This is a genomic window from Sphingomonas sp. KC8, assembly GCF_002151445.1.
In the GTDB taxonomy this organism is placed as follows: Bacteria; Pseudomonadota; Alphaproteobacteria; order Sphingomonadales; family Sphingomonadaceae; genus Sphingomonas_E.
Window position 1 is genome coordinate 2,051,760 of the sequence record NZ_CP016306.1, and the last position, 26,268, is coordinate 2,078,027.

Annotated in this window: 19 protein-coding genes; 8 read left to right on the forward strand and 11 right to left on the reverse strand. The window is 57.4% G+C overall.

The window, feature by feature from the left end; translation table 11 throughout:
* Positions 1 to 341 precede the first annotated feature (341 nt).
* Positions 342 to 1,637 (forward strand): tyrosine-type recombinase/integrase, encoded by a 1,296-nt coding sequence (locus tag KC8_RS09700; RefSeq protein ID WP_010127550.1) that lies wholly within the window; start codon positions 342 to 344, stop codon positions 1,635 to 1,637.
* Between the two features lie 287 nt (positions 1,638 to 1,924).
* On the opposite strand, the gene KC8_RS09705 is transcribed toward KC8_RS09700, so the two are convergent.
* From KC8_RS09705 to KC8_RS09740, 8 genes are all read right to left on the reverse strand, one after another.
* Positions 1,925 to 2,410 (reverse strand): hypothetical protein, encoded by a 486-nt coding sequence (locus KC8_RS09705; RefSeq protein ID WP_010127548.1) that lies wholly within the window; start codon positions 2,408 to 2,410, stop codon positions 1,925 to 1,927.
* Position 2,411: 1 nt separating this feature from the next.
* Entirely contained in the window at positions 2,412 to 5,393 is a 2,982-nt protein-coding gene (locus KC8_RS09710) for a type III restriction-modification system endonuclease (protein WP_010127547.1), read from the reverse strand.
* Positions 5,390 to 5,902 carry a gamma-glutamylcyclotransferase family protein gene (locus KC8_RS09715; protein WP_010127546.1) on the reverse strand — a complete coding sequence of 171 codons (513 nt, stop codon included), beginning with the start codon at positions 5,900 to 5,902 and terminating at the stop codon, positions 5,390 to 5,392. Before KC8_RS09715 ends, KC8_RS09710 begins: the two co-directional genes overlap by 4 nt.
* The gene (locus KC8_RS09720; protein ID WP_037497131.1) at positions 5,902 to 7,854 is read right to left on the reverse strand and encodes a site-specific DNA-methyltransferase; all 1,953 of its coding nucleotides are present in this window, start codon (positions 7,852 to 7,854) and stop codon (positions 5,902 to 5,904) included. The genes KC8_RS09715 and KC8_RS09720 overlap by 1 nt, the downstream gene beginning before the upstream one ends.
* Positions 7,855 to 7,877: 23 nt before the next feature.
* Positions 7,878 to 8,648 (reverse strand): DUF4391 domain-containing protein, encoded by a 771-nt coding sequence (locus tag KC8_RS09725; RefSeq protein ID WP_010127543.1) that lies wholly within the window; start codon positions 8,646 to 8,648, stop codon positions 7,878 to 7,880.
* Positions 8,645 to 11,830, reverse strand: a complete 3,186-nt coding sequence (locus KC8_RS09730) for a helicase-related protein (protein WP_010127541.1) — start codon at positions 11,828 to 11,830, stop codon at positions 8,645 to 8,647. Before KC8_RS09730 ends, KC8_RS09725 begins: the two co-directional genes overlap by 4 nt.
* On the reverse strand, positions 11,830 to 12,174 hold the full coding sequence (locus KC8_RS09735) for a HigA family addiction module antitoxin (protein WP_010127540.1): 345 nt from the start codon (positions 12,172 to 12,174) through the stop codon (positions 11,830 to 11,832). The genes KC8_RS09730 and KC8_RS09735 overlap by 1 nt, the downstream gene beginning before the upstream one ends.
* Positions 12,175 to 12,292: 118 nt before the next feature.
* Positions 12,293 to 12,691 carry a hypothetical protein gene (locus KC8_RS09740; RefSeq protein ID WP_232455515.1) on the reverse strand — a complete coding sequence of 133 codons (399 nt, stop codon included), beginning with the start codon at positions 12,689 to 12,691 and terminating at the stop codon, positions 12,293 to 12,295.
* A gap of 180 nt (positions 12,692 to 12,871) precedes the next feature.
* On the opposite strand from KC8_RS09740, the gene KC8_RS09745 reads away from it, so the two are divergent.
* From KC8_RS09745 to KC8_RS09770, 6 genes are all read left to right on the forward strand, one after another.
* Positions 12,872 to 13,357 (forward strand): hypothetical protein, encoded by a 486-nt coding sequence (locus KC8_RS09745; protein ID WP_010127538.1) that lies wholly within the window; start codon positions 12,872 to 12,874, stop codon positions 13,355 to 13,357.
* The gene (locus KC8_RS09750) at positions 13,357 to 15,687 is read left to right on the forward strand and encodes a type IV secretory system conjugative DNA transfer family protein (protein ID WP_010127537.1); all 2,331 of its coding nucleotides are present in this window, start codon (positions 13,357 to 13,359) and stop codon (positions 15,685 to 15,687) included. Before KC8_RS09745 ends, KC8_RS09750 begins: the two co-directional genes overlap by 1 nt.
* A gap of 549 nt (positions 15,688 to 16,236) precedes the next feature.
* Positions 16,237 to 16,728, forward strand: a complete 492-nt coding sequence (locus tag KC8_RS09755) for a plasmid mobilization protein (RefSeq protein ID WP_232455516.1) — start codon at positions 16,237 to 16,239, stop codon at positions 16,726 to 16,728.
* 9 nt (positions 16,729 to 16,737) lie between these two features.
* Complete coding sequence (locus KC8_RS09760; protein WP_029624818.1) at positions 16,738 to 18,204, forward strand: relaxase/mobilization nuclease domain-containing protein; 1,467 nt, start codon at positions 16,738 to 16,740, stop codon at positions 18,202 to 18,204.
* Between the two features lie 170 nt (positions 18,205 to 18,374).
* Positions 18,375 to 18,662 carry a hypothetical protein gene (locus KC8_RS09765; protein WP_010127533.1) on the forward strand — a complete coding sequence of 96 codons (288 nt, stop codon included), beginning with the start codon at positions 18,375 to 18,377 and terminating at the stop codon, positions 18,660 to 18,662.
* Positions 18,663 to 19,152: 490 nt separating this feature from the next.
* Complete coding sequence (locus KC8_RS09770) at positions 19,153 to 23,322, forward strand: calcium-binding protein (protein WP_198360937.1); 4,170 nt, start codon at positions 19,153 to 19,155, stop codon at positions 23,320 to 23,322.
* A gap of 56 nt (positions 23,323 to 23,378) precedes the next feature.
* Here KC8_RS09770 and KC8_RS09775 read toward each other — a convergent pair whose 3' ends face one another.
* The 3 genes from KC8_RS09775 to KC8_RS09785 form a co-directional block, all read right to left on the reverse strand.
* On the reverse strand, positions 23,379 to 23,798 hold the full coding sequence (locus tag KC8_RS09775; RefSeq protein WP_010127531.1) for a hypothetical protein: 420 nt from the start codon (positions 23,796 to 23,798) through the stop codon (positions 23,379 to 23,381).
* Between the two features lie 55 nt (positions 23,799 to 23,853).
* Complete coding sequence (locus KC8_RS09780; protein ID WP_010127530.1) at positions 23,854 to 24,879, reverse strand: hypothetical protein; 1,026 nt, start codon at positions 24,877 to 24,879, stop codon at positions 23,854 to 23,856.
* A gap of 124 nt (positions 24,880 to 25,003) precedes the next feature.
* Positions 25,004 to 25,192, reverse strand: coding sequence for a hypothetical protein (locus KC8_RS09785; protein WP_010127529.1), 189 nt, complete (start codon positions 25,190 to 25,192; stop codon positions 25,004 to 25,006).
* Between the two features lie 535 nt (positions 25,193 to 25,727).
* Between KC8_RS09785 and KC8_RS09790 the strand changes: the two genes are divergently transcribed.
* Positions 25,728 to 26,267 carry an antirestriction protein ArdA gene (locus KC8_RS09790; protein ID WP_010127528.1) on the forward strand — a complete coding sequence of 180 codons (540 nt, stop codon included), beginning with the start codon at positions 25,728 to 25,730 and terminating at the stop codon, positions 26,265 to 26,267.
* Position 26,268: the final 1 nt, after the last annotated feature.

Genomic DNA, 26,268 nt, shown 5'->3' on the forward strand with positions numbered 1-26,268 from the left:
GGCCGCGAGCGCCGTTGAAAGCGGAGCGGACATGTACCAGGCTATAGCGTCGCGTTGGCACCTGCAGGCCAACTGCCACTCCATTCCCACATTTTTCTGGAGGCACTATGGAGACGGCGCTTCCTGAAGCGATCTTTGTCTCCAATAAAAAAGCGACCATAAGGCCGCCATTTTATTGATTTCCCTTAGGAAAACTGGAGCGGGTGAGGGGATCATAACAAACTACTATAAAGAAACAACATTTTTTGCTACAATGACCCACACAGAACCTACACAGGTACGGCATAACAAGCACTTACGCCGCCAATCTGCACAGTTTCTGCACAGTGGGAAGCGGAGAAATGAGTTTCATCCTCGATAAAGAGCAGATCAAGCCCGGCCTCATCATCTTCCGACGCGGTGACGTCGGGCACGACCATTATTATTGCCGGATCAGAATCCAGAACGAAGACCGCTACAAGACAATCTCGCTGCGGACGGCAGACCGACAGACGGCGCGTGACCGCGCGATGGACGAGTATGCCGACATCCGTTTTCGTGTGAAACACGACGTTCCCGTATTCAATCGCCCCTTCTCGCAAGTTGCGGAGGAGTATGCCGACGCCCAACAGCGCCGTGCCAACGCGGGCGAGGTCAGCCAAGCCCGCTGTAAAAATATACGAAGCAAGATCGACGGCCCCCTCAAGGCCTATGTCGGCAGCACTCAGATTCATCTGGTTACGCAAGACCGTTGGTCGGAATATCCGCTGTGGCGACGGGAAAATGGCGAAGGTCGTCGCAAGAGCGTTATCAGTGATTCCACTATCCGCATCGAAATGACTATTTTCGCAGCCATCATGAACTTTGCGATCAGCAAGCGATATGTTCCAGCCCATCATCGCTTTGAAGGCATGCCGAAGCTCAAATCCAATCGGCGTGACGAATTTACGCTTGAGGAATACCGCAAGCTGCACACCAAAGGCCGCAAGTGGATGAAGGAGGCGACCACGCCGCAGGGCGTCTGGTATCGCCAGATATGCTACAATTTCATCCTCATCATGTGCAACACAGGGATGCGCCCGCCCGAAGCGAAGAATCTGCGCTGGCGGGACATCACTGCCGCCAAGGACAAAGACGGTCAGGACATTCTGGTCATCTATGTGCGAGGTAAGGGCAAGGAGCGCAAGCTAATCGCCCCCACCAGTGTGGGCACCTATCTGGATCGGGTTCGGGAATTGTCCAAGGCGACCAAGCCCGACGATCCCGTGTTCACAATCATCAACGGTAAACCAGCCAAATGGCTATATCGCGATACCGTTGAAGAGTTGTTGAAATACACCGACCTGCGCGAAGGCGCGAGCGGCATTCCCCGCACGACCTATTGCTTCCGTCATACCTATGCCACGCTCCGGCTGTCCGCCGGAGTGGATGTCTATATCCTCGCCCAGCAAATGGGCACCTCCGTCAAAATGATCGAACAGCATTATGGCCATGTGAACACCATCAAACACGCCGACCGCGTATTGATGGGCATCGGCGGATGGGATGCGATGCATGCCGAAATGAACGCCGAGATCGACGCGCTAGAAGCCAAGGCAAAAGAGGTGCAGTCCATCAAAGCCAAGCAGACGGACAAGCCGACACGTCCCAAACGCTAGCGGGCATCGCACCAGCCATCGAGTTCGATGGCCGATGCAACAGAGCCAGCGTTTCTGCCGAAATTCACGACGCGCCGCTGGCGCTCCCCGGTCGTGAAATTCGGCCAAGCGAGCTTGGGAGAAAGGTGCGCCGAGCTTCAAGCGCCCCCATGTTCGCGTTTTTCCGCGAAGCCGTTGCCTCAGCCGCTGGCGAACCAGAGGCAATGGATAGCGGAGCCTGCGTCCGGCCCGGACGAGCTTGCGGGTTCATTCTTCGCCGATGCGCCGCTGGTGCATTGAAATCGGCACTATTTTGCTTCGACCTCTGCCCAGTTGATCCGAAGACGGTTGCCCCGCAGGCCGCTTTTTGGAAGCGCTTTGCGGTCAATCATCTTGCCCCACACCTCAAAGTCAGCATTGACCTTGACGATCAGAACTTTGCTAAAATTCCGATCCATATTGATTTCAACGATGTCGCAATTCTTGAATGGCGTGATGGTCTTCACCTCAACAAAATCATTACCAAGACGGCCATCTGAACCCTGCGCATAATTCCGATGCAGCTTTATGCCATGGGTGATGGCTCCATAAAGCTCGCCTATATCGCCATACACTTGGAGGTGCCTGCCGGTCAGGTGGTAATAATCTTCGGCAGTACCGATCAGTGACTCAAAAACCGAGACAAGGGACAGATCGGCATTGGGATAACGTGCGCGCCATTCTTTATATTGGATTTGCTGATTAATTTCGTCCCAGCTTATCCACTCGCCGTCATCCCAGATGCCGTCCTCCATGTCAGCAATGCTCCATGAGATCGTCGATCTTGGTTGCTTTGACGTAACGGGCGGGATTCTCGTCAACGGCCAGCGCCTTGAAGTGCGCTTCACCGCAGGCGATCTTTGCGGCTTCGCTACCGCGTAGCGAGTCGTTGAACAAATCGCCTTTCGTTTCGACCACGAAATAGAGGCGCTCCGCCCCGCCCACCTGCACCAGCACCGCCCAATCGGGATTGTAAGTGCCGAGGGGCGTCGGGACTTTGAACCAGCCGGGAAGTTTGGCGTAGACCTTCACCGCCTCGTTCTTTTCGAGCTGCTCGGCGAACGTGCGCTCGACGCCGCCGGAGTCGTAAATGACATGCTCGAACACCGATTTCTGCGTGTCTTGAAGCATGTTCTTGAGGTAGCCGGTCAGTTCTTCCTGCTCGAACAGCTCCTGCGCGTAGAAATGATCGTCGCCGACCCGCTGGTACTTGATACCGTCCACAAGCGCGAGGCGTTTGGCACGGTTGATAGTTTCCGCCGCAAGCTCGATGAAGGCTTGGGGATTGCGCTTGAAATCGCCAAGCCTGCCACACTCGGTCAGGATGGTGACAAGGCTGCGGCGCGTGAGCTGCGTGCGGTCCTGCAAATCGGTCAGCACGTCAGGGAGCGCGATGTCGCCTTCTTCGATGGTGACGGGACCGGAAGTTGCTGTTTCGGTCGCAATGACGCCGCCCTGACCAATGGCAAGATCAGCCTTGCGGATAATCGCTTTCGCCTTGGTGATCGGCGGGGCGTTGGAAATTGCCTTCGTGCAATCCTCAATCAGCTTGGCGTTGTCGAAGTGAACGCGATAGGTCGTGCGGTGCTTGATCCTATCCCATAGCGCCTGAAATTCTGCACTGTGCAGAATTTCCTTGCGCACACGCACGGCCTTGCGGTCGTCGGCGTTCTTGATGTCCAGCTTCCCTGCGATTTTGCGCAGGACTTCCTTAATCTGCGGCAGGTGCGCGGCGTGCTCGTCGGGAACCGTCAGCGTGCCGTCTTTCAGCGCCGTGCGTAGTTTATCCTGCACCTTGCCCTTGGCGTCGATAAAATCGGCACCCTTGAGATATTCATGGATCGCGGCAGATTCCTCGAATCCCAACATGGCGAGGCTGCCGTCTTCCTGCTGGACGGCAATAGCCGCAAACTGGTGCTTCTCGACGATGCCGAAGCGGATGCCGGTATCGGTTTCGATTTCCTTTTGAAGGTTTTCGGCAAAGGCTTCATAGCTTTCGGTGGCGATGACGGTGAGCGTGTTGATCTCAAAGCCACGCAGGCGTTCACCCTGTTGGTTTACGCAGAGGCGCAGGCCGCGCCCGATGGTCTGGCGGCGCTCGCGCTCGGTGCCCATTTCTCGCAACGCGCAAATCTGGAACACGTTCGGATTGTCCCAGCCCTCTTTCAAGGCAGAGTGGGAGAAGATAAATTTGAGCTTCGTATCGAAGCTGAGCAGCTTCTCCTTGTCCTTCATAATCAGGTTATAGGCGCGCTCGGCGCTGTCGCGGTTGGCCTGATTATTCTCGGCGGTGTCGGTCCAGCGTTTATTCTTGTCGATGGAGAAATAGCCGTCATGGACTTCCCCAGCTTCGGAAGTCACGTCCACTTCGGCAAATAGGCTGGCAAAATCGGGGAGTTTGGCAGCGCGGCGATATTCTTCCTCGAAGATCGTCGCATATTTGCCTTTCACCGTGTTCCCATCTTCATCGTATGAGCGGTAGTGCTCGACAGCGTCGATGAAGAACAGGCTGAGCACCTTGACGCCAAGGGGCGCAAGGCGGCGCTCCTTCTCTAGGTGCTCGGTGATCGTGCGGCGGATCATCAGCCGCCTGACGGCGTCAGCGTCCACGTCGCCGATGGCTTGCCCCACGCTAAGAAAGGATTCCGACCCTGCGGTTTTCACTTCGAGTAGAGAGCCAGCGCCCGCGACACGGATTTCGCCTATGCGGCAATCCTTGTAGATGGCGCGGCCTGTCGCATCCTCAAGGTCGTCACTGTCCTGCACGGTGACTTCCTTGCGGTGAACCTTCCCGCCTTCCTGCACGTCGATCTCGACCTTGGCAGTTATCGCGCCACGCTTATTGCTGGCGGAGAGGAAACGCAGATACGCCTTGTTGTGGCCGCCTTCCACTTCGAGCGAGGCCACCTCGATCTGTTTGACCAGCTTGCGCTCATAGGCGTCCACGGCGTCGAGCCGGTAAACCATGTGGTGCTTGTCGGCATGGGTTGCCGAATAACGGAGCGTGCAGAGTGGGTTCATCGCTGTGAGGGCTTCTTTGCCGCGCCCCTCCAAGCCGCCGTCCACGCTTTGGGGCTCATCCACGATGATGACGGGACGGGTTGCGCGGATCAGGTCGATGGGCGCTTCGCCACCGGTTTTCTCGCTGTCTTTATAGAGGTTATTCACGTCCTTCTTGTTGATCGCACCCACGGTGACGACCATGATCTGAATGGTCGGGCTGGTGGCGAAGTTGCGCACCTGACCCAGTTTCGATGAATCGTAGAGGAAATAATCGAAGGGTTGACCTGAATAGAGCCCCTTGAAATGTTCTTCGGTGATTTGAAGGGTTTTATAGACCCCTTCCTTGATGGCGACGGACGGCACCACGATCACGAATTTGGTAAAGCCGAAGCGTTTGTTCAGCTCGAAGATCGTGCGCAGATAGACATAGGTTTTGCCGGTGCCCGTCTCCATCTCTACGGTGAAGTCACCGGACGCGAGGCTGGCAGATGGCGGCAGGCCGTTACGAAGCTGAATGCCTTTCAGATTGCCGATGATCTCGTCATCGAGCAAGGAAAGGCGGTTGCCGATACCCAGCGCATTTTCGACAAGGCCAAGCTCCTGCTGCGCGCCGCCGCCGGATTGACGGGTGACGGTAAATTCGGTGCGATTGATCTCCTGTCCGCGAAACAGGTCGCAGACAGCTTCGATGGCAACATGCTGGTAGTCGAGGTCCGGCTCGAAATGGAGTTTCATGCCTGCACCTCCGCGATCAAAGCCATACGCTCGTCATGACGCACGCGGTCTTGATCTTCGTCAGCAGGCACGGATTCCAGCCTTGTGATATAGGACGCGGGAAGCCCGTGTTCGCGCGCACCCGCGATGACCAAGGCGCGATACCATGTATAGGGGCGAAGCGCGGGATCGGTATCGGTCGCTCTATATACCTTGGCTGTTATCGGACTGCCGCCGCAAAGAACCTCAACTTCGATTTCTTCGTACCCGGCACCCAAGCCTTCGGCGCGGTCAAGCGCGCGTTTCTCGTGCGCTGCGATCTCATAGAGTACGCCAAGCACGGAAACGTCGGCGGCGCTGGCGAAAATATCGCACTTACCCGAGCCGTCTCTGCTTCGCTTGTGCCAGCGCAATTCATGGCCGGGCAATTCGGCGATACCGATTGCGCGAGCGGACGGGCACCGTTCACGCAGACGTGCAACGGGCATATTGGAGCCGTAGGCGAAACTGACAAAACTGTCCGCGCTCATCACAGGCTCCTCACGTCGAGGATACCGCTCTGGTTGAGGATCGCGGCCATATTGGCCTTGGCTACGTCATCGGCGAAGCCGGAATCCTTGAACACGACGCGCGTGGCGACGGCGGGCGCAAGCGCCTTCCACCATGCGACGATGCCATTGGCGACGGTTTCAACGGTGTCCGTGGCAAGGCCATCGGCAAGGCAAACGATCAGCGCACCGCCACCGATGGAATGGACAGCCTTACCGGCAATGTGCTTCTTCTCGATGGGCACGCAGAGGTCGAGGCCCAGCTTGAGCAACAGCTCATAGAGCACGTCCTGTTCGGTGCGGCCCGGCACAAGATGCTCGGTATTGGCAAGTAAGGTGCCTTCGAGGTCGGACGGGTCAGGCTGCCAAGCGCTGATGTTAGATGAAGCCAATTTGAAATTTCGAAATCCCAAAGAAGCTGTTCCGTTTGCCCCTTCTTCTTTTACCTTTTTCGCAGACGCTCGTAATCTTTCTTTTGTAATCTCGGCAATGTTCAATGGCCGGCCTCTTGATTTGAGAAATTGGGCAGCAATTTTTTGCTCCTTGTTTCCCTCTTCAATCGCCTCTGGAAGCTGCACCAAAATAAAACGACGGTTTCCTCCAATGTCTTGATTTAGTTTCCAAACGGCGTGCCCAGTCGTCCCACTACCAGCGAAAAAATCCAAAACAATTGCATCAGGATCATGCTCAGTCATAACTCTAACCGCGTCGTAAACTGACCAAAGACTTTTAGGGAATGTGAAACCGGCTTCACCGATCATGGACTCAACCAGCTTTGTTCCGTACTCGCTCGAGTCATATCGCGCGTTCTGCCAAACGCTGCGCATTGTTCCCGAATCCTTGTGAAAAATGATCTGCACGTTGGTGCGACCCATTTTTGGTTCTAGCTTATCCAGTATTTTTTCTACAGAGTCTCTAGCGTATCGCCATTTCTTTTCATCGCCGTCGTCCGTCATTGGCCAGATTTCCATCGTGCCGTCGGGGCGCTTCACGTTGCAAGATTCAGGATGAAAACTATTCTCAGGAACTTGACCAATGTCGATAATGACTCCGTCCTTGACAATAAAGGGATAGAAACAATTCCGTGCGTCAGTTCGATCTGACTCGGTGCCACTATCTCTCAAGCCACGTGAATCCACCTCGTCTTTTAGAACGTCGGCAAGATACTTTTTCTGGTCTGCGGGATATACAACAATGGCGTTCTCATGAACGTAAGATATATTCTTGCCTTGCTGGCCACGAGGGTTATGGACGATGGAAATATAAGCATGTTCATAATTGCCTTCCCCGAAAATCTCCTTGATTACGAGCGAAAGTGAAGCATGTTCATTCTCATCTATTGTACAAAATAAGACACCATCATTGGAAAGAAGGTTTTTGGCCACCTTAAGTCTTGGGTAGATCATTGATAGCCAGTTTGAGTGAAAACGCCCACTTGTTTCAGGATTGCTTGTTAGCTTTTGACCGCCATCCACCTGCCCTGTTAATTCGAGATAGGCGGAAATCGGATCGGAAAAATCGTTCGGGTATACGATGTTTCGTCCTGTGTTATAGGGAGGGTCAATGTATATAGCCTTAACCTTACGGCTAAAACTCTTTTGCAAGAGCTTCAGCACTTCAAGGTTATCACCTTCGATCATCAAGTTCTGCGTTGCGCCCCACTCGACGCTCTCATCCGGGCACGGCAATAGGGTGCCTGTAGATGGTGTAAGTGCACTCTGCTGCGCTTTGCGCTTCCCGTGCCAGTTAAGTCCGTACTTTTCATCTTTTTCGTTGATGGCTCCACCCAGCAGTTGCTTGAGCACGTCAAAGTCGACCCCACCTTCCTTAAACGCTTCGGGGAACAGGGCTTCGAGCGCCTGAATATTGCCGTTAACAATGTCCGCACTTTGGGTGGCAGGGTCGTTCAGGTCCAGTTTCTTGATTTCAGGCATATCAGGTAGATTCCCCATTGAAGTCATAATTGCTTGACGCAGGCAGCGAGGTCAGCCTCGCGGCCTTGAATTTCGAGATTGAGGTCAACGCGGCGGCTAAGTTGCTTCTCGCGCTTAGCCTTAGCACGTAGGCCGTCGATTTCTTTGGTGAGGCGCGCATGTACGTCGAGTGCTTCACGGCGACGATCTATTGCGTCCTGATCGTCGGTTGCGGTGAAGGCACCTGTCAGGCGCGCGGCATTCACGGCCTCTATTCGGGCAATCCAGCCAGTATAGAGGGCGAACAGATCGGCACGTGGTTGCCGCGCCAATGCGAGGCTTTTCACGAACAAAGCTTGTGTAGAATCTGCCGCGTCGGTGCGGAGCCCGCTGGCGGCGACAATCTGTTCGATCACGGTGCGGCCTGCTTCATTCTGTGCATGGCGTTTATGTGTTGCCGATACGGTAATGCCCTGCTCGTCGGTGGTGATAAGCAGCACCGGATAGGGAACGGCGCGGTGGATCAGCTCGATCAGGCGCGAGGCTTTCGCGCCGGAGCGGAATGCGCAACCGATAACGGCAATCTCAAGGTATTCGCGGGTATCGTCTGCAAAGGTCGGCACACCGATAGTGGCGGGTTTGCAGGCAGCGAACCATTGCAGTTCGTCGATCCCGTCCTGAATGGCTCGCTTGTCGGCGGCGGTCGGCGCGCCTTGTTCGACCAACAGCTTTTTGGGCACACGTGCATCGACGCGCGCGCCGGGCGGAAGCCCCAGCGCGTTGACGATAGTGAGGAAGTTTACTCCTGCCGTCATGCGCCCTCCGGTTCGGGAAGGATGACAAGGAAGGCAACGACCTCGAAGTCGTTGATACCGGCAAACTCGCCTTTCAGGGCGTGAGTGCCGCCGGGGCTGAACAGGCTGGCGACGGCGCGCTCCTCGCTCTTGCCAGCGATGGAGGCGACAGCACGCGCCAGAAGCGCCTGATACCCCTCCATGTCCCGCCCGTACTTGGTAGCCTTATCAAAGCGATCACAGGCTACGACATCGGGTATATCGCGCCCAATGGCTGCCTTCTTGAGGCGGTCGAGCACCTGCTTGGCCTGCGTGTATGGCAGCAATGTATCGCCATCATCGCCAACATGGACGACGAAGTTGGGACTCAAGGGATAGCCGGGTTCAGCCGCGCTCTCTGCCGCCTCACCGACCGCCCGCAAGCAGAAGATGGCACCGGGCGGCAGCTCGCCGTCAGGTGCAGGCACGACAGCATAGGTGCCGAGCGGCAGACTATCCAGCTTATCCCTATGCTCCCGCATGTAGCCCGAAAGGTCGATGCGGAAATCGTTGAGGGTTAGGTCGGCGATGGATACGCCGCTGGATAAATCCTCAAGGTCGATCACCGCGTCCTGCAATTTTTGCAGTTGGGCGCGGCGATATTCGAGGTCGTTCATCTGGTTTCCGGCCTGAAACTCGATGACGTTTTCCTCGCCAGTTGCCGACACGTCGAGCAGCACCATGCGCCCGCTGACGCGGGATTCGAGGTCGAGGTATTCATCAAGCTCCATGTTGGGCCAGAAATTGACCAACTGGATGCGGGTATTGGTCGAGCCGATACGGTCGATACGCCCGAACCGCTGGATAATCCGCACGGGGTTCCAGTGGATGTCGTAGTTTGTGAGGAAATCGCAATCCTGAAGGTTTTGGCCTTCGGATATGCAGTCAGTGGCGATGAGAAGGTCGATCTGGCCTTCGCCGCTCATTTCCTCGGGACGCTCTTTTGAGCGTGGCGAAAACGCGGACAGGATCGAACTCATGTCACCGCGTAACCCGCGCAAGGTCGTCTTGTTCGCGCCCGTGCCGCTGACGACAGCGGTTTCAAGGCCAAGCTCGCTCTTCGCCCAATCGGCGAGCTGGGCATATAGATAATCAGCGGTGTCCGCGAAGGCGGTAAACAAGAGAATTTTGCGATTCTCACCGTTGATCGGCGCAGCGGCTTTGCGGACGATCAATTCCTGCAATTGGGCCAGCTTGGCGTCGCGCTCCGGCGTGACAGCCTGCGCCGCCGATAGAAGCGTGGCGAGGCGGTTGCGATCCTCGATCAAATCCTGCCGCCAGCGGACGCGGTCCACGTCGTGAAGCAAGACCTTGACCTTGCGCCCGATCAACAGCGCCTCGAAGGCAGGATCGTCTATATCGACATCGTCGATGGAAACTTCATCGACGCTTTCGTCGTGGGCGTCGATCTTCGCCAAGAGCGCGTTCACATCGGCAAGCTGGCGCTTGATGGTGAGCGCGAATGACGCAACCGAGCTTTCCATGCGCTTCAAGATATTGACGCGCAGCAGGTGGATCAGGCTCTCCTCGCGGTCCACCTGCCGGAAAAAGCTCTGGCCGCCCCTGATCTTGGTGCTGTATTTCTCGTCATATACGGCCTGCTTCTGGGGCAGGACGTAGCGCAGCGGCGCATATGCGGCGAGCGTGAGGCGACGGATTTCGTTATTGATCTCACGGATGGGCCGGAACTCTCCCGCCAAATCCACGTCGGCCTTGATGTTAACGGGCGGCAGCCGTTCGGGGAACTGGCCTGTTTCTTCGGTGCCGTAATAGCGTTGGACGTGCTTGCGCGACCGGGCGATGGTCAGAAGGTCGAGCAGCTTGAAATAATCAAAACCGAGCATGTCCATCAGCCGCGCAGGGCGGCGGTCGGTGTCGGTCAGGTCCAGCCAGCGGTTGAACTGCGTCTGCGCCTTACGGATGGTTGCTTCGATGCTCTGGATACCGTGCCCCATGAGCGCGAGGTCGTTGCCCTCGGTCATGAAGGCGATCTGGTTTTTGAGGTCGGCAAGGCGGTTATTGACCGGCGTTGCCGACAGCATGAGCACCTTGGTTTTGACGCCCGACTTAATGATGCGCTTCATCAAATGGTCGTAGCGGGTGTCGCGGTCCTTGTGGGTCGCCTTGTTACGGAAGTTATGGGATTCGTCGATCACGACGAGGTCGTAATTGCCCCAATTGACATGGCTGAGATCGATGTCGCCCGACATGCCGCCGTCGCGCGACAGATCAGTGTGATTGAGAACGTCATAATTTAGACGGTCAGAAGCGAGGATATTCCGACGGTCGTTGGCTTTATAGAGCGTCCAGTTATCGCGCAGGCGCTTGGGGCAAAGAACGAGCACGCGGTCATTGCGCAACTCGTAATATTTAATGACCGCCAAGGCCTCAAAGGTTTTTCCGAGACCGACGCTATCCGCAATGATACAGCCGCCAATACGCTCAAGCTTGTCGATTGCGCCAACAACGCCGTCCCGCTGGAACTTAAACAATTTGTTCCAAACGGTCGTATCTCGGATGCCTGTACCCGATTTAATAATACGCTCTTCGTCCAGCTCGTCGCCAATATCCTTGAAAAGCTCGTATAACACTTTGAAATAAAGCAACGATGGCGCGCGATGTCCGGCGATTTCATCAAGATGCGCCCCGAGCAAATTTGCCGCCGGTTTGACCCCGTTCCAACTCGCATCGAACCAATCGGCATAGGCAGCAGCTTCCGCATCGGTGTCGGAAATCTGTACCAGACCTAGCCTGTCGCCGGGCGTCACGCCTAAACCGTCCGTGGTGAACGAACACGCGCCGGTCAGAACTTGGCGTTGGCCTGCGTTAGATACGACAATCATTGATTGTGGCGGCGCAGCCCCAGCGTGCCGAACTTCGGCGTGTTTGTTCAGCCATTCGCGTGCAGTCTTTGCCAGCCAGCGCCCTTGGAGCTTCCCGCGTGCAGCAATGTCGCCCGGCCCGCCATGCAGGGCATCCACAGTGGCATTCTCAGCACCGAGAAGAATGCGGCATTGCCCGGCCTTCTTCAGATTCTCGGAGGCCTGAGCAAATGCGTACAGGGAGAAGTATGGCGACATGAGATCAACCGCTGAATCTGGCTGAAGCCAATCCCGCAGCCGATCAATCGCGCGCTCATTTCCTGCGTTACGAAGAAGTTTCATTATCGGCCCGTTCGAGCAATGGGGTCTAGTGGATCGACGGGCTTCCCTTGGTAGGGCCGAACGCGAATTCTTGATGCGCGCTTGCGGGCCAAGGAGATGTCGTAATCGTTCTGCATTCTCATGAGCGTTTCCATCGAAACGCCGAACGCCATTTCTAGGCGGAGAGCCATATCAGGCGACAGGTGCGCACGCTCGTTGAGTAAGGCGGATAATGCGGGGCGCGTGACGCCCAGCACATCCGCTGCTTCCGTCACGGAAAGTCCGTGCGGCGCTAAAATTTCCTGCTTCACGAAGCCGCCCGGATGGGATGGCTCGATCAGTCGAACGTCATCCTTTTCCGTCATTGTGCGGTATCCGGTTGAATTGCCCTGAATCGCTATCAGACTATCGGAATGGCCGTTGCCTGTAAAGCTACGCTTTACGTAATCGCCATGGATGTGATGGAGAAACTGGCACCGATGCTCAAACCTTGGCGAACCGCGATCCCACGATGGCCGCACGGGCAGACTCATCACTCCACGGCAGCCGATCCACCTTGCCCTGACCGATCTTGCCGCGTTGCCGTTTGATGTCTTCCCCGACTTGCAGGGGATAGAGCGGGCGCAGGCAGCGCGGCGACGGCTCGACCGTACAGGCCGCAACCTGCACATGCACCCAGCCGCCGCGATCAATGCGGGCGATTTGCCCGATGACCGTGCGATGGCCGAGCATGACCGGCTTCTTTTTGGAATTGCGCGGCTGCGGTTTCCAGACAGGCTCGCGCCAGCGGATCACGTCCGCAACGATGAACTCAGCGCCACATGGTAGCCATTGCACATCTCCCCCGATCCAGAACGCTTGTTTGCCGCCATGCCGGTGCATGGTAAGCTTGACGCGCGCGCCCTCTCTTTAGATTGTGAAGCGGAAAGGCGTTTGTGCGCAAGTATATCGGTTATTCGTTCGCGCCATCCGGCGCATTGCTAGGGGCTTCGCCAAAGCGTTTCGATACCGATTGCCGTCACGCACGGGCATAACGGTGCATGACCAATCGGGGAGCGTGACATGCCTCAAGACGAACCCGGCCTGACAGGCGACGATGAGGCCCTTTCCGCTTGGGAAACGGGCGCTGGCGACACGCCAGATGTGCCGCCGCACTCAAAGCTGGCCGCGCTAAAATCACGCTTCGACAATCATGCCGACGTATGTGCGCTGCGTGATGCCTTGAACGCCGCGATGAATGATGGCGCGGCACCCGTGCCGGTGACGGTCGCGGTGCAGCCGGGCTTGCTCGCGCTGCTCGCCCACGTCGAGCGAATCGATTCTGCCCGTGCAGATCGCGCCGAGGCATCACCTTCGGCGGTTTTGGCGCAGGCGATAAATAATTATCTCGAAAATCTGCTGCATACGCTTGTCGCCGATCCGACAAGTCATCCGCACTTCGCTGAACTTTGGAACAGCCTATGCGCAGACGCAAATGCGCCGGAACTGGCCGTGCCCACGGACGAGAACCCCGAACCGGCAACGCCCGCCGATGGAGGCCCTTTCTGATGCGGCGGGCGGCACGCCTTCGCGCCTCCGCGATGGTCGTGCTGATGCTGGTGCTTATGGCTTGCGCCATCCCCGCCACCGCGCAAGGCACCAAAAGCCAGCCACAGGATCAAACAACGCCCGAACCGCCGGGGCAATACTTTGCCGACCGGAACAAGCTTGCAGACCTGATGGTGGAGTCTGTCAGGAATGAGCGCCGTTTCAGCGCACAAGAGATCAGCACAGAAGAATGGCGGGCAGGATTCCAGCGGATCAACCCGCAGACGGACGCGATCCTCAAGCGGTGGCGGGCACGCGATCTTGAACGCGTCATGCATAATGACGCAACCAATCTTGCCCGCGAACGGGTGAACGCGATCAACAAGCAGTATGGCTATGGCCCCCGTGCGCCGACTTTGTGGGAATCGGCACAGTACCTGTTTTTCCAGCAAGGACCGGTATTCCTGCACATGCTCTGGCAGAGCTTGCCCGTCCTGCTGCTGGGCGGGCTTCTCGTGATATTCGTCCTGGTGCAGATCAAAGCGCATTTCGGGTCATGGGGCAGAGGCAGGCAGGACGAGGCCGCGCCAGAGGTATCCGACAATTACGGCACAGCCCGGTATGCAGATGTCCGCACCAGCCTTGCCGATGCGGACGCCGGTTTCCTTGGCGTATTTTTCGGCAAGAGCAGCGCACCCAAACTCAAGGCCGTGCCAGTGGATGAGCAACAGGGAGCACCGATCCTGTCCACGCCGGAGCATCACACCTTGATCGTGGCGCGGACGCGCACCGGCAAAGGCACGCGCGTCATCGTGCCCACGTTGCTGCGCTATAGCGGATCGGCGATCGTCATCGACCCCAAGGGCGAGAACGCCGCCATCACCGCCCGCATCCGGCGCGAAACCCTGAATAGCGCCGTGCATGTCATCAACCCGTGGGGCGAACTGACCGACGCTTTCAAAGAGCGCGGCCTGACGCCCGCGACCTTTAACCCGCTGGACGTGCTGGTACGCGACGACCCGAATGCCGTCGCGGTCGCGCAAGGCCTAGCCGGAGCGGTCTGCCCGTCGCCACCGGGCGACAAGGACCGCTTCTGGACAGGCAGCGCGGCCAACGTCCTGACTGCCGTGCTGCTATGGATCACGGATCAGCCGGGCGAGCAAAAGACGCTCGCCCGCGCCCGCGAGATTGTCAGCCTCAGCCGCAAGGATTTCACGGACAGATTCTTGGTGCCCATGGCCGCGTCGAGCGCCTTTGGCTGGGCGATCAAGGAAATGGTCAGCCCGTATCTCGATCTCGCGCAGGAAACCTATTCCGGCATCATGTCCAACCTGTCGGAGGCCACCAAGTTTCTGTCCGATCCGCAGGTGAAGGCCGCCACGGCGGTATCATCGTTCGACATGGCCGACCTGATCCGCGAAGCCGTGACGGTTTATCTGGTGATCCCGCCCGACCGCATCGACACGCAGCGCACATGGTTGCGGCTGATGACCACGGCGGCGATGCACACCTTCAAGCGGTATCCGCTCAAAGGGCGGCCACCACACCGCTGCATGATCCTGATGGACGAGTTCCCCGCGCTGGGCCGGATCGAAGACCTGCCGCGCGACATCGCCACCATGTCCGGCTACGGCATCGACTTCACGCTGATCGTGCAAGGGCTGGATCAGCTTAAAGACCTTTATGGCGCGGCGGCGGGCACGATCCTGTCCAACTGCGCATACAAATGGTTCTGCAACGTCAACGACCTTGAGAGCGCCAATTACCTGTCAGAGACGCTGGGGAAGACGACGGTGCAGACCGTCGGCCACGGTGAAGGTCAGAACCTCGGCCCCGGCGGCGCAGGACACAGCGAGAACGTCAATTACGGAGAAACCGGCAGGCCGCTGCTGATGCCCGACGAGGTGCTGGCCTTGGGGCGCGACGTGGCGATTGTGCTCAATCCCGACGACCGCCCCCACTACGTCCGGCCCGTCGATTACTGGCGTATGCCGGAAGCTTTCGCATCCCTCGCCAGCGTCTATCCGCACCTCTACTGGCAACCGCCGCTCGCCTACGACGACAACCCGTATTTTGTGCGCAGCCAGAAAACGGACGGCGACCCGAAGGGTCGCCAGTCCGGCGGCGAGCGCCAGCGAGCCGCATCTTCAAACGGACAAATGACGCGCGCGGATGCGCTCGACATTCTCGGTCTGTCCGAAGGCGCGACGGAGGCCGAAGTACGCGCCGCATGGAAGCGGCTCATGACGAAGGTGCATCCCGATACCGGCGGCTCTGCCCGTTTCGCACAGATGCTCAACGCGGCCCGCGACGTGCTGACCTCTCGCGGCGATGGAACCAAGCGGGCGTGATGAATCGTTCGCTGCATACAACCCGCGCGGGCTATCCTTCATCATACGGCGGGCATGATCCAGTCTCTACGCTGGTATGCGACAGGCGACGTTTTGGCAGTGCCGCCAGCGTTGCGACCTCACACCCGCGCCCGTTCCGTGCTATCATAGGTTGTGGTTTCAGAAGGTGTGCAAGCCATGTGCGGACTGACCGTCCACACCCGCCCACCTGCGGCGGGCTAGGCTTGGCAAGGGAGATGCTTCGCCCTCCCGTTGCATCCCTCCAGAGCAGGGGTTTCACACCCCATGCACCCGTGCGGGGAGCCTTCGCGCTCCCTCGACCCATCGACCGGGGCTTTGCCACCGGACCCCACCAAGGCGCTTCGCCCTTGGAACCGGACAAGGGCTATCGCACCCTTGACCACTCGCCGGAGACTATCGCGTCCCGGCACCCACGACCAGAGCTTGCGCGCTCTGGACGACGCGCAGGTGGCTTTCATGCCCCTGCACCCTGACGAGGGAAAGCCCCTCGACCCGCCGCCGGATACGTCCGGCTGAAAGGAGGTGCGTGTGACTGATGGCGGCCCATCCGACCGACGCAAGTCCGAGAAGCGTCAGCGCACGGACACGATCTACGCCCGCGTCACGCCTGCCGAAAAGGCAGCCTTGCTCTCTCGCGCCGACAAGGCGGGTATGACCGCCGCCGCGTTTACCCGTGCGGCGCTCATCGGCGAAGCCGGTCCCCGCGCACAGCGGCGTATGCCAGCCGACGCGATCGCGCTCCGTCAGGTGCTTGGCCATCTTGGCAAGACCGGCAGCAATCTGAATCAGATTGCCCGCTACCTGCATACGGGCGGCGATACCCACACCGTCCTGCTCGACATACAGGCGGCGCTTGCCGACCTCGCACACCTGCGCACCGTCATATACGACGTGCTGGGCAAAGAGCCGGACGGCGCAGCCGCCGCGCCGATACCGCCCGCACCATCGCCGCCGCCGGAACCTCCCGCACCAGCGGCAAGGCCTGCGCCGTCGAAATTCATCCGTCCACCACGGCCATAGGCGTGGCGCATGATTATCAAAGGGGGATCACGCGCCGGACCACAGCAACTTGCCGCCCACCTTCAGCGGACGGACACCAACGAACACGTCAGTGTGCTGGAATTGCACTCCGGCCTTGATGACTTGGCTGCGACGTTCCGCGACTGGCAAACGCTGTCGGAAGCCACGCGCGGCAGGAAAGGCCTCTATCACGTCAACATAGACCCGGATGCGCGCTATGACATGACGCCCCAGCAATGGGCGCGAGCGGTGGAGGTGCTGGAACATGAATTGGGGCTGGAAGGCCAGCCCCGCGCCGTGGTGCTGCACGAGAAGAAAGGCCGCCAGCACATCCATATCGTCTGGGCGCGTACCGACCTTGAAACCATGACGATGCGGTCGGACGGTAACAACTACCTTGCCCACGAACGCGCCAGCCTAAAACTCGAACGCGAGTTCGGACATGAGCATGTGCCCGGCAAACACGCCAAGCGGGATCGCACCCAGCAGCCAGAGTTTCCCCGCGCCGATGTCAACCACGGCGAACACCAGCGGGCCGAGCGCACCGGCCAGAGTATTGCCGACCGCCGCGCCCAGCTTGCCACCTTACGCGAAGCCAGCGACGGCGGCATGGCGTTCAAGGCCGCCGTGGAAGATGCAGGCTATATTCTGGCGCAGGGTGACAAGCGGGATTTTGTGCTGATCGGCCCGGAGGGCAGCGTTTACAGCTTGAGCCGCGAACTCAAGATGAAGGCCGCCGAAGTTCGCGCCTTCATGGCCGATGTAGATCGGAACACACTCCCCACGGCCAGCGAGGCGGCGCAGCAACGCCGCGCCGATGTGGGAACCGCAGCACCCAACGATGACATGCCACCCGCGCCGGTCGATGACATCGCACCCGCGCCAGAGCCGCAACCAGTCCCGGAAGTCATCGACGTGCCGGAATTATCGCCCGCCGTCGAAGCCGCGCTTGCCGAGCGCCAGCAGCAGGAGGCCAACAAGCTGGTCGCATGGCATCATGCCGAGTTAGGCCAGCTTGAACATGTCTTGTCCTTAGAGGCCGACGACAAACTGACATGGCTTGCCCGGCACCAACAGGTCGAGCGCGATGTTTTCAAGAGCGAGCAGAAGCGCACCGGCATCGACGGCTATATCAACGCCCTGCAGAACCGCCTCAATCCGGGGCGCGGCGCGGAGCAGCGCCAAGCCCGCGACAAAGCATGGAAACAGATGCACGCGCGGCACGCCCGCGAACGCGCTGACCTCAAAACCTTGCTCGACCAGAACAGCGCCGAACACATCGAGGAATTGAAAGAGCGCCATGACCAGCAGCAGCGCGACCAGCAGGCAGGCTTTGCCCTTGAGCGTACCCGCTATGCCGAAGACGCTGCCCGCGCAGCGCGATTGCTTGAACAGGTGGAAGAAGATCGCCGCGAGGCCGAACGGCAGCGGCAGCAAGGGCGCGCGGCAGACCCGCCGTCCAGACACCTAAAGTAAGCGGCTCGCGTTTCCTGCAACCAGAACCGAGCCGCAAGAAAAAGAAGAAAAAGGTTGCCAAGGGTAAGCAGGGAAATGGTGCCGGTGGCCTGTTCGCGTGGCTGCCCGACCTGTCCGCAGTGTCGCGGTTCCTGCATTTGGATGATGATACGTCATCGGCATACCCGGATATGCCCGATGGCGATGGGCTGGAAGAACCGCCCGAACTCGTGCCGACATTTATGCCGACCGTGCGGCGTGTGCTGTCGTGTTTCATGTGTGCGAAGAAGCAAGCGCAGATGATGAACCGCAGGCGCGGCGGCTTGCGCGCGCTGCTTGCACGAATGCGCTTCAAGTCGAAATTCTTAGGGCTGCCTCAGACAAGATCATTGGAATACCAACCACCTAAAGGCACATCAAAGATTTGCAGAAAATCGCTGAGAAAGAATTTCAACAAAAATCCGACAATGAAAATGTAAAAATCAATCTAATTATTGCCTTGAATAGCTGTAATTGTCGATGAATAATGACTAGTACTTAATTCCTGAGAACCGGTGAAAAATGAAAAGTAAATATATTAAGTTTGCTGCAATATCATTTTTATTTATATGGCCATTGTTCGCGGGATATGCGTCTGGTCAAATGTTTTTTGGACTATTCGAGATAACATTGAAGCAGCCATACACGCCTTTGGCTTATTTTGCGATAAAGATGATTCCCGGTCTTTTAATAATTAACTTTCCAACGAGCGATAGAAGCGCATTAAAAAACTTAGCGATAAGTGCGGTGTATGTAGCGGTTTTTTATCCAGCTAGCATTGTCGTTGGATTTGGGACTGGATGCTACATGAATCCATGCAAACACTTTTAACGTCATTTTATATATAGGAGCGAAATGTCTATTGTAAGAATTACACTTGAATGGAGGCCTGTAGTAGGTTCAGACGGGAACGCTGGGCATCTGGTCCTTGTGGCGCGTGAGGCTGGTCAAACGGATGGCACCGGATACGCGATATCCGGCAATGCTTCGCTTTATAAAACGCTAGATGCTTGGAATTATGTGACTGGAAGCTGGGGTGTTCTTGAGATCAACCAAGGGGCTGGTGCGGGCACGACACTGAGCGCCACTGTGGATGCGTACCCATCTGGGAAAACCGAGAGTCAGAACAACGCGAATGATATAACTGAAGCTCTAAGGGCAGCGGGCAACGGCAAAAGCCTGACTGAAATCTGGGATATGATGTGTGATTTCGCTGATCAAATAGGTCAGCAGGAATACACTTATGATCCCGGCCCACTCCTTCCGGTAGGTGTCGGAACAAACTCAAATTCCCTGATTTCTTCCGTTTTGTCATTGGCTGGATTGGATATCGACCAACATGTTATCGGCTCTTTACCGTCTCAAGGGTTTCCCGGAAGCGATACAATTCTAACCGGAACAGATGATGATTATCTAAGAGGATTTAACGGGAACGACGTGTTCAAAAGTTCTGGTGGCGGGAACGACGTTTTGCACGGCGGTGACGGCACGATTGTAAGAAGTTATCTTAGCGATGGCCGAGACACAGTTTTGTATTATGGGTACGATTCCGTTGCCATTAAGGATGACGGGAACCATTGGAGCGTAGAAAAAACTCTCGACTACGAGGAATATACAGACACTCTATATTCTATAGAGTCTTTCGGTAGTAAGATTTTTCAAATAATCAATAAAATTGATTTTTCGGATGCGTCCTCTGGAAAGCATTTCAAAGATGCAACTGATAGCGATATCGACGATGCCATGGAAACTGTCGGGGACGGCATAGAATCATTTGTCCGCGTTGACGTTGATGGAATCGAGGTCGAGTTCTTTAATTTCGGGACATACATAGGAACCACATACGCAGACCGGTTCGACCTGAATCAGATTATCGGGCGAGTTTTCGACGGTGGCAGCGGCAAGGATGTGATTGACTATAGTGAAGTTAATGACACCTTTGTAGTCAACATGCGCCCCGACCAGCGTATCGCCTATGCCTCATCCGCACCCAGCGTGACGGATAGCATCCAGAGCATCGAAACCGTGATCGGCGCTCAGGACCACGCGAACACCTTTGTAGGTGCGTTAGGTAGCTTGGACGAAAACGATCCCACGTTTATGGGAGGCGCTTATTTTGCCAATAATTGGGGATACTCAAACCTCTTAACGTATGTCGGCGGCTCGCAGGCTGATACGTATGAGTTCGATTTCGAAGATGATAAGGGCGTCGTCTACATCCGCGACAATGGATCGGGCGATACTGACCGTGTTGCGATCTCAAACGTCCCGCCGGGCTGGATTGATGAATCTACCTCAATGCATCATGGATTCATGGTTCTTCAGAATATTGAAAAGGACGGGGACAATATTGTTTCACTTACAATTTTCCGCGAAGATTACCTAACTGGCCAGTCCCTTCAGCTAAGAATATCCAGTGATATTGAAGAAATAGAAATCAATGGCCTGACCATAGGTATGGCCAATCTTTTGATGTCTATGCACTATAATTCAGGTGCCTACTATGTGGCACCTCTAGACGCGTACGTTGGTTTGAGCTTAGCGCGTTTGCACGATACCGTCTACAACAGCGGCCCCATCAATAATGGCGAGAGTTATGATGAAAATCTCGCCCCGACATTTGATAGCAATGGCCAGTCAACAGGTGTCGCTGTTTCATCTGCGATTGGTGGTACATGGACGACGCCGGAGATTGCAACCGAAAGCCATCACGGCTGGATGGTGACGGGAGTCACCAGCGATAGCGGCTACACCACGCTGAACACGACAAGCGCGCTGAAGGAGATTTTCTTTGCCGAAGGCATCACGGCAGAGGATGTTCGCTTTACCGCCACCTCCAGCGGTGTCGATAATGCTGGCCTCACCATTCATATCGACAGGCTCAATTATTCCTTGAGCGTTGCTGGGTTTGAGGGTGGCCGCACCGTGAGCGGCATCGGCTTCTATGACAGCGCCCTACATGCGCATGTCAGCAGTGCCGCCGCTGTTTCGCTGGTGGGCACGGCTCCGGGGCAATACCAAGTGCGACTAAGCGGCGAGACCAGCTATACGCCGAACGCCGTATCAGCGACGTATTTCCTTGAGGCGTTGAACTTCGCAGATTCTACCGTGATTGATCTTTTGAACGCCCCCCTGACGTTCAAAGGCTCGGCATTGAATGAAACCCTTTACGGCCTCAACACGCGCGGCGACCTCATTTTTGGCCTTGCCGGAAATGACACGATCTATGGCTATGGCGGTGCAGATGTGCTGCATGGTGGCGATGGTGCTGACGCGCTGCACGGCGGCGATGGTAACGACACGTTGTATGGTGACGGCGGCATAGACGCCCTTTACGGTGGTGAAGGCAATGATGTCCTTTACGGCGGTGACGGCAACGACAACTTGAACGGCGAGAATGGCAACGACACGCTGCATGGCGGCGCAGGGAATGATAACCTGCGCGGCGGCACCGGCGATGATACGTATGTTTTTGCCCGCGTTTTCTCCGCAACCACGGCTGGCGATATTATCTACGAGAATGCGGCAGACGGGTTTGACACGATTTTCTTCACAGACGGCATCGAAGCGGATGAAGTATATAGCTGGACCGACACCAGCGGCTTCCTCTGGATGCAGGTCGGCGGCGCAGCGGCAACCAATACGCTGAAAGCGCAAGGCAGCTATGCCGCCGCAACCGGCATCACCACCCGCATCGAGCAGGTGACGTTTGACGACGCAACCGTCTGGGATTTGACGCAGGGTTTGCATCTGCGGAACAACGATACCGCACGTGCCCTGTACGGCACGATCTACGCCGATACGATTGAGGGCGGCAGCGCGGCAGACAACATCTACGGCCTTGGCGGCAACGATACTCTGATTGGCCATGGCGGCAATGACGCCCTGCGCGGCGGTGCTGGCGATGATACCTATATATTCGCCCGCAATTTCTCCGGCACGACCGCTGGCGATATCATCTACGAAAACGTTGACGAAGGAAACGACACGATTTTCTTCACGGACGGTATCGACGCCAGCGAAGTGTATAGCTGGACGGACACCAGCGGCTTCCTTTGGATGCAGGTCGGCAGCGCGGCAGCGACCAACACGCTGAAAGCACAAGGCAGCTATGCCGCCGTAACCGGCATCACCACCCGCATCGAGCAAGTCGTGTTTGACGACGAAACCGTCTGGGATTTGACCCAAGGCCTGCACCTGCGCAACAACGACACCGCGCGCACATTCTACGGCACGGTTTACGGCGACACGCTGGAAGGTGGCAGCGCTTCTGACCATATCTACGGCCTTGGCGGCAATGACACCCTCATCGGTCACGGCGGCAACGACACGCTGCGCGGCGGTGACGGAGACGATACTTACGTCTTTGCGACCGGATTTTCTCTCAACGCGACGGGAGATCGCATCGTAGAAACGGCCACCGGAGGAACGGATACGATCCTCTTTACGGACGGCATAGGCGCAGACGATATGTTTAGCTGGACGGACACCAGCGGCAACCTGTGGCTCCAGCTTGCAGCCAATCCCGTCAGCAATACGTTGAAAATCGATGGCGCATATTCTGCATCGACTGGCATCACGACCTATGTCGAAAATGTGGTGTTTGACGATGCGACGGCTTGGGATTTGACGCAGGGGCTGTACCTTCGCAACAACGACACAGGCCGCCAGATGTATGGCTCTGCTCTGGGAGATTGGATCGAAGGCGGCGCTGGCGCGGATACGCTGCGCGGATTTGGCGGTGACGACACCCTGATAGGTCGTGGCGGCAATGAGGACCTGTATGGCGGTTCAGGTGCCGATACCTTCGTCTTCCGCGCGGTGGATGTGGGGAATGGCATCGACACCCTGCGGGATTTCAGCATGGCCGATAACGATGTGATCGACCTGCGCGATGTGCTGGATGGCGGCTTTGATCCCATGACGGATGCACTGTCCGACTTCGTGCAATTCACGAACGCTGGTAGCCATTCCCAGCTTCGGGTCGATCTGGATGGCGCAGGGACGCTCTACGGCTGGACGCATATCGCTACAGTCAATGGACATACGAACCTTGATGCAACCACGCTTGAAGCCAACGGCTACTTACTCGCAGCGTAGGAGAATGCGTTACTCATACGAAAGGCGGGGAATGATCCCCGCCTTTTTGATTGCCGTCAGGCTGCCAGCAGCTTCGCCGCCTGCGCGTAGTTATGCGCCTGAAACAGCGTGTACCCGCCAAACCCGATGAAAAACACGCCCACGATGATGAACAGCAGCGGAAAGCCCACCGCTGTCATCAGGCCTCCCATGATATACCCCGGCATGGCTGGCGTGGCATAAACCGCGCGAGTGCGGTCATTGCGCATGGCCAGCGCGTGGAACGTGCCATTTTTGATCCGTCCGGCCAGCGTGACCGTCTCGCCATCCTGCACGTCCGGCATCGCGGGCAGCTTGATTTGGACAGAGCGGTCATCGACGCGGAAGGCGAGCGCGTGGCCGGTGCGAACGGACCCGCCATTCTTGCCGATATGGCCTTCGGTGACGGGCGCATGACGGATACCGGAAACAACGCCAGATAGAGTAGTCAGAGACAAGACTCGTTCCTTTCCGAATGTGAGGGGTTTTCGATTGTCAGAGCGTGGCTGCTCGTCAGGCGCAGCGATCCGTATAAACGGCGCGTTCCTGCGGCGTCAGAGGCTTCAAGTTTGCGTCGAGCGAGAGATTGAAGCCTTCCCATGGGGATGCGGCTCCCCGTGGCTGGGCGACCCATAGTAGCGCAGCCCGCTTACCGTTGCCGCTCACGCGATACCATGTGGGCGCAAGAAGGCTTTTGTTGATCCCGCATCGCGCGGCGGTGACGGTCAGGCCAGAGCCGCGTAGCGCCGCGACGACCGTTTCCTCACCGAGCGGACGGCCTTCGTTCTTGAAGTAATGGTTCATCACCATGGAGCGTGCGCCCGCCGCCATAATTTTCAGCGACTGGCCGCCGACAGCAACCGTGCCGTTCCGGCGAAAGAACTGGCCATTGGCCAGCGGTTTATCCAGCATATCTGGCGGCAAGGCCGCCCATGTGACATGCGGTGCTTTTTCGATGAACAGCCAATCATAATAGCTGTTTGCCGGAGCCGATGCCGGTTGCATGAGCGCCCCGATCACCGCCGCGAAGCTGGCGGCTGGCGCTTGCGCCGAGGCAACGGGCGGTGCCGCTAGCCGCTGTGCCGAGGCAGGAGCGGCTGCGCCGGATCGGCATATCCTGAAATTCTTGGCCTGCGTGATGCTCGTCAGCGGGCCATCGAGCGGCACTTGCGGTTCAACGCGATCCACGAGGAGGTCGCCGCGCTTTTCATACGCATTGAATGTCAGGATGACCGGCTTGTTATCGTCGCCCCAACGGTCTTTGCCGCCGTGCTTTACCAGCGCCCATGTCTGGATGCCTTCATAGCGTGCGCCCCCAGCCCATGTGTAGCTGACCATTATCGGCAGCGGGCTACGCTTCCCGGCGGCGGTGTCCAGATGGATGCCTGCCTTATTCACGCTGATGCGCGGCTGCTTGCTGCAATCGCCGCCCGGTGCATAGCTGCCGTAAACTTCCGGCGGAAGTTCCAGATCAGAAGCATTGGCTATCGCAGGAAGAAATAATGCAGCAACAAAACCCACATGCGAATATATCCGCACCGTTCGCCCCCTCATGTCTGCAATTCGATGGTTACGCTTGTGTCATGTTCAACCTGAACCGATTCTGACTCCGTGAACTATTCTTAAATACTGGGTAATTTTTCTAGGCTTCAGGAGGCGGGGTTTAGAACCCCGGCCCCTTGATGCGGCGTTTGATGATCGCCCGGTTGATGTTTTCGAGAGACGCCAGCGCATTGGCGCGTTCGGTTGTCGCGGGTTCTGTGGCGACCAGCTCCTGATTCACGCGGTAGAATTTCGAGTGCAGGACCGTTTCGGGCAGGGTATCCAGTTCGGCGGCGGTGATGAGGCGCATGTGAATGTCTCCTGTTTCTCTAGGCCGCAACCATCACGGCCTTTCATGCCCCGATCACGGCAGCGGTCTTGCCGGGACGCATCCGAAGGACTGAAACGGAGAGGAAGAGCCCTTTAGGGCTTGCGCCCCATAGGGAAGACGGGTGCCAGGGTGCAGGATCAAAAGGACGATATGGGGAAGGCTGGACAGGGACAGATAAAGCCCAAAGCCTCACTTGCCGCACTTAGAACGATTGCCCGCCGATACGGGCGTTGCCTGTCGGCCCGCGCTCTATTCGCTGACGCTCACGGAACCCCGGCGCGATTCTCGCGCAGACCCTGACAGGCAGGTTTCCGCCATCCGGTAACGATCACGAACGCAAAAGACTGGGGCGCTGCCCCTCGCGCGCTGCGAAGCGCCTTCCGCCCAGCTTCCTCCGCATAGGCTCCGTGCAGCCGGTTCCCCGCGAAGCCGCTTGCTCCGCTTGCCCCCCGCTGTTCGCCACGAGGCAAGGTTTCAGAACGCGACCTGAAACCCCATCCAAAGGAGAATAGAAATGGGAGCAACCATCACCACAGAGGCCACCAATCAACCCCGCATCTATGTGGCCTGTCTGGCCGCTTACAATAACGGCTATCTGCATGGGGCATGGATCGACGCCGCGCAGGAGCCGTGGGCGATCTATGACGCCGTGCGCAACATGCTGGCCACATCGCCCATGCAGGGCGCGGAAGAATGGGCAATTCATGATTACGAGGGATTCGGCTGGATCAGCCTGTCCGAGTACGCCAGTTTCGAGCGCGTGAGCGCGTTGGCCGCTTTTATCGCGGAGCATGACGACATCGGCGCGGCTTTGCTGGATTACTACAGTGGTGATCTGGATGAGGCGCAGGCGGCAATAGCCGACCGCTACCACGGCGCACACGCCAGCCTTGCCGATTATATGCAGGAAGTGACCGAGGAAACGACCGAGGTTTCCCACGCGCTCCGCTATTACATCGACTATCAGGCGATGGCGCGTGATGCTGAATTGAGCGGCGATGTGTTCACCGTCAGCACGGCTTGGGATGTCGTGCATGTGTTCGCGGGGTGCTGAC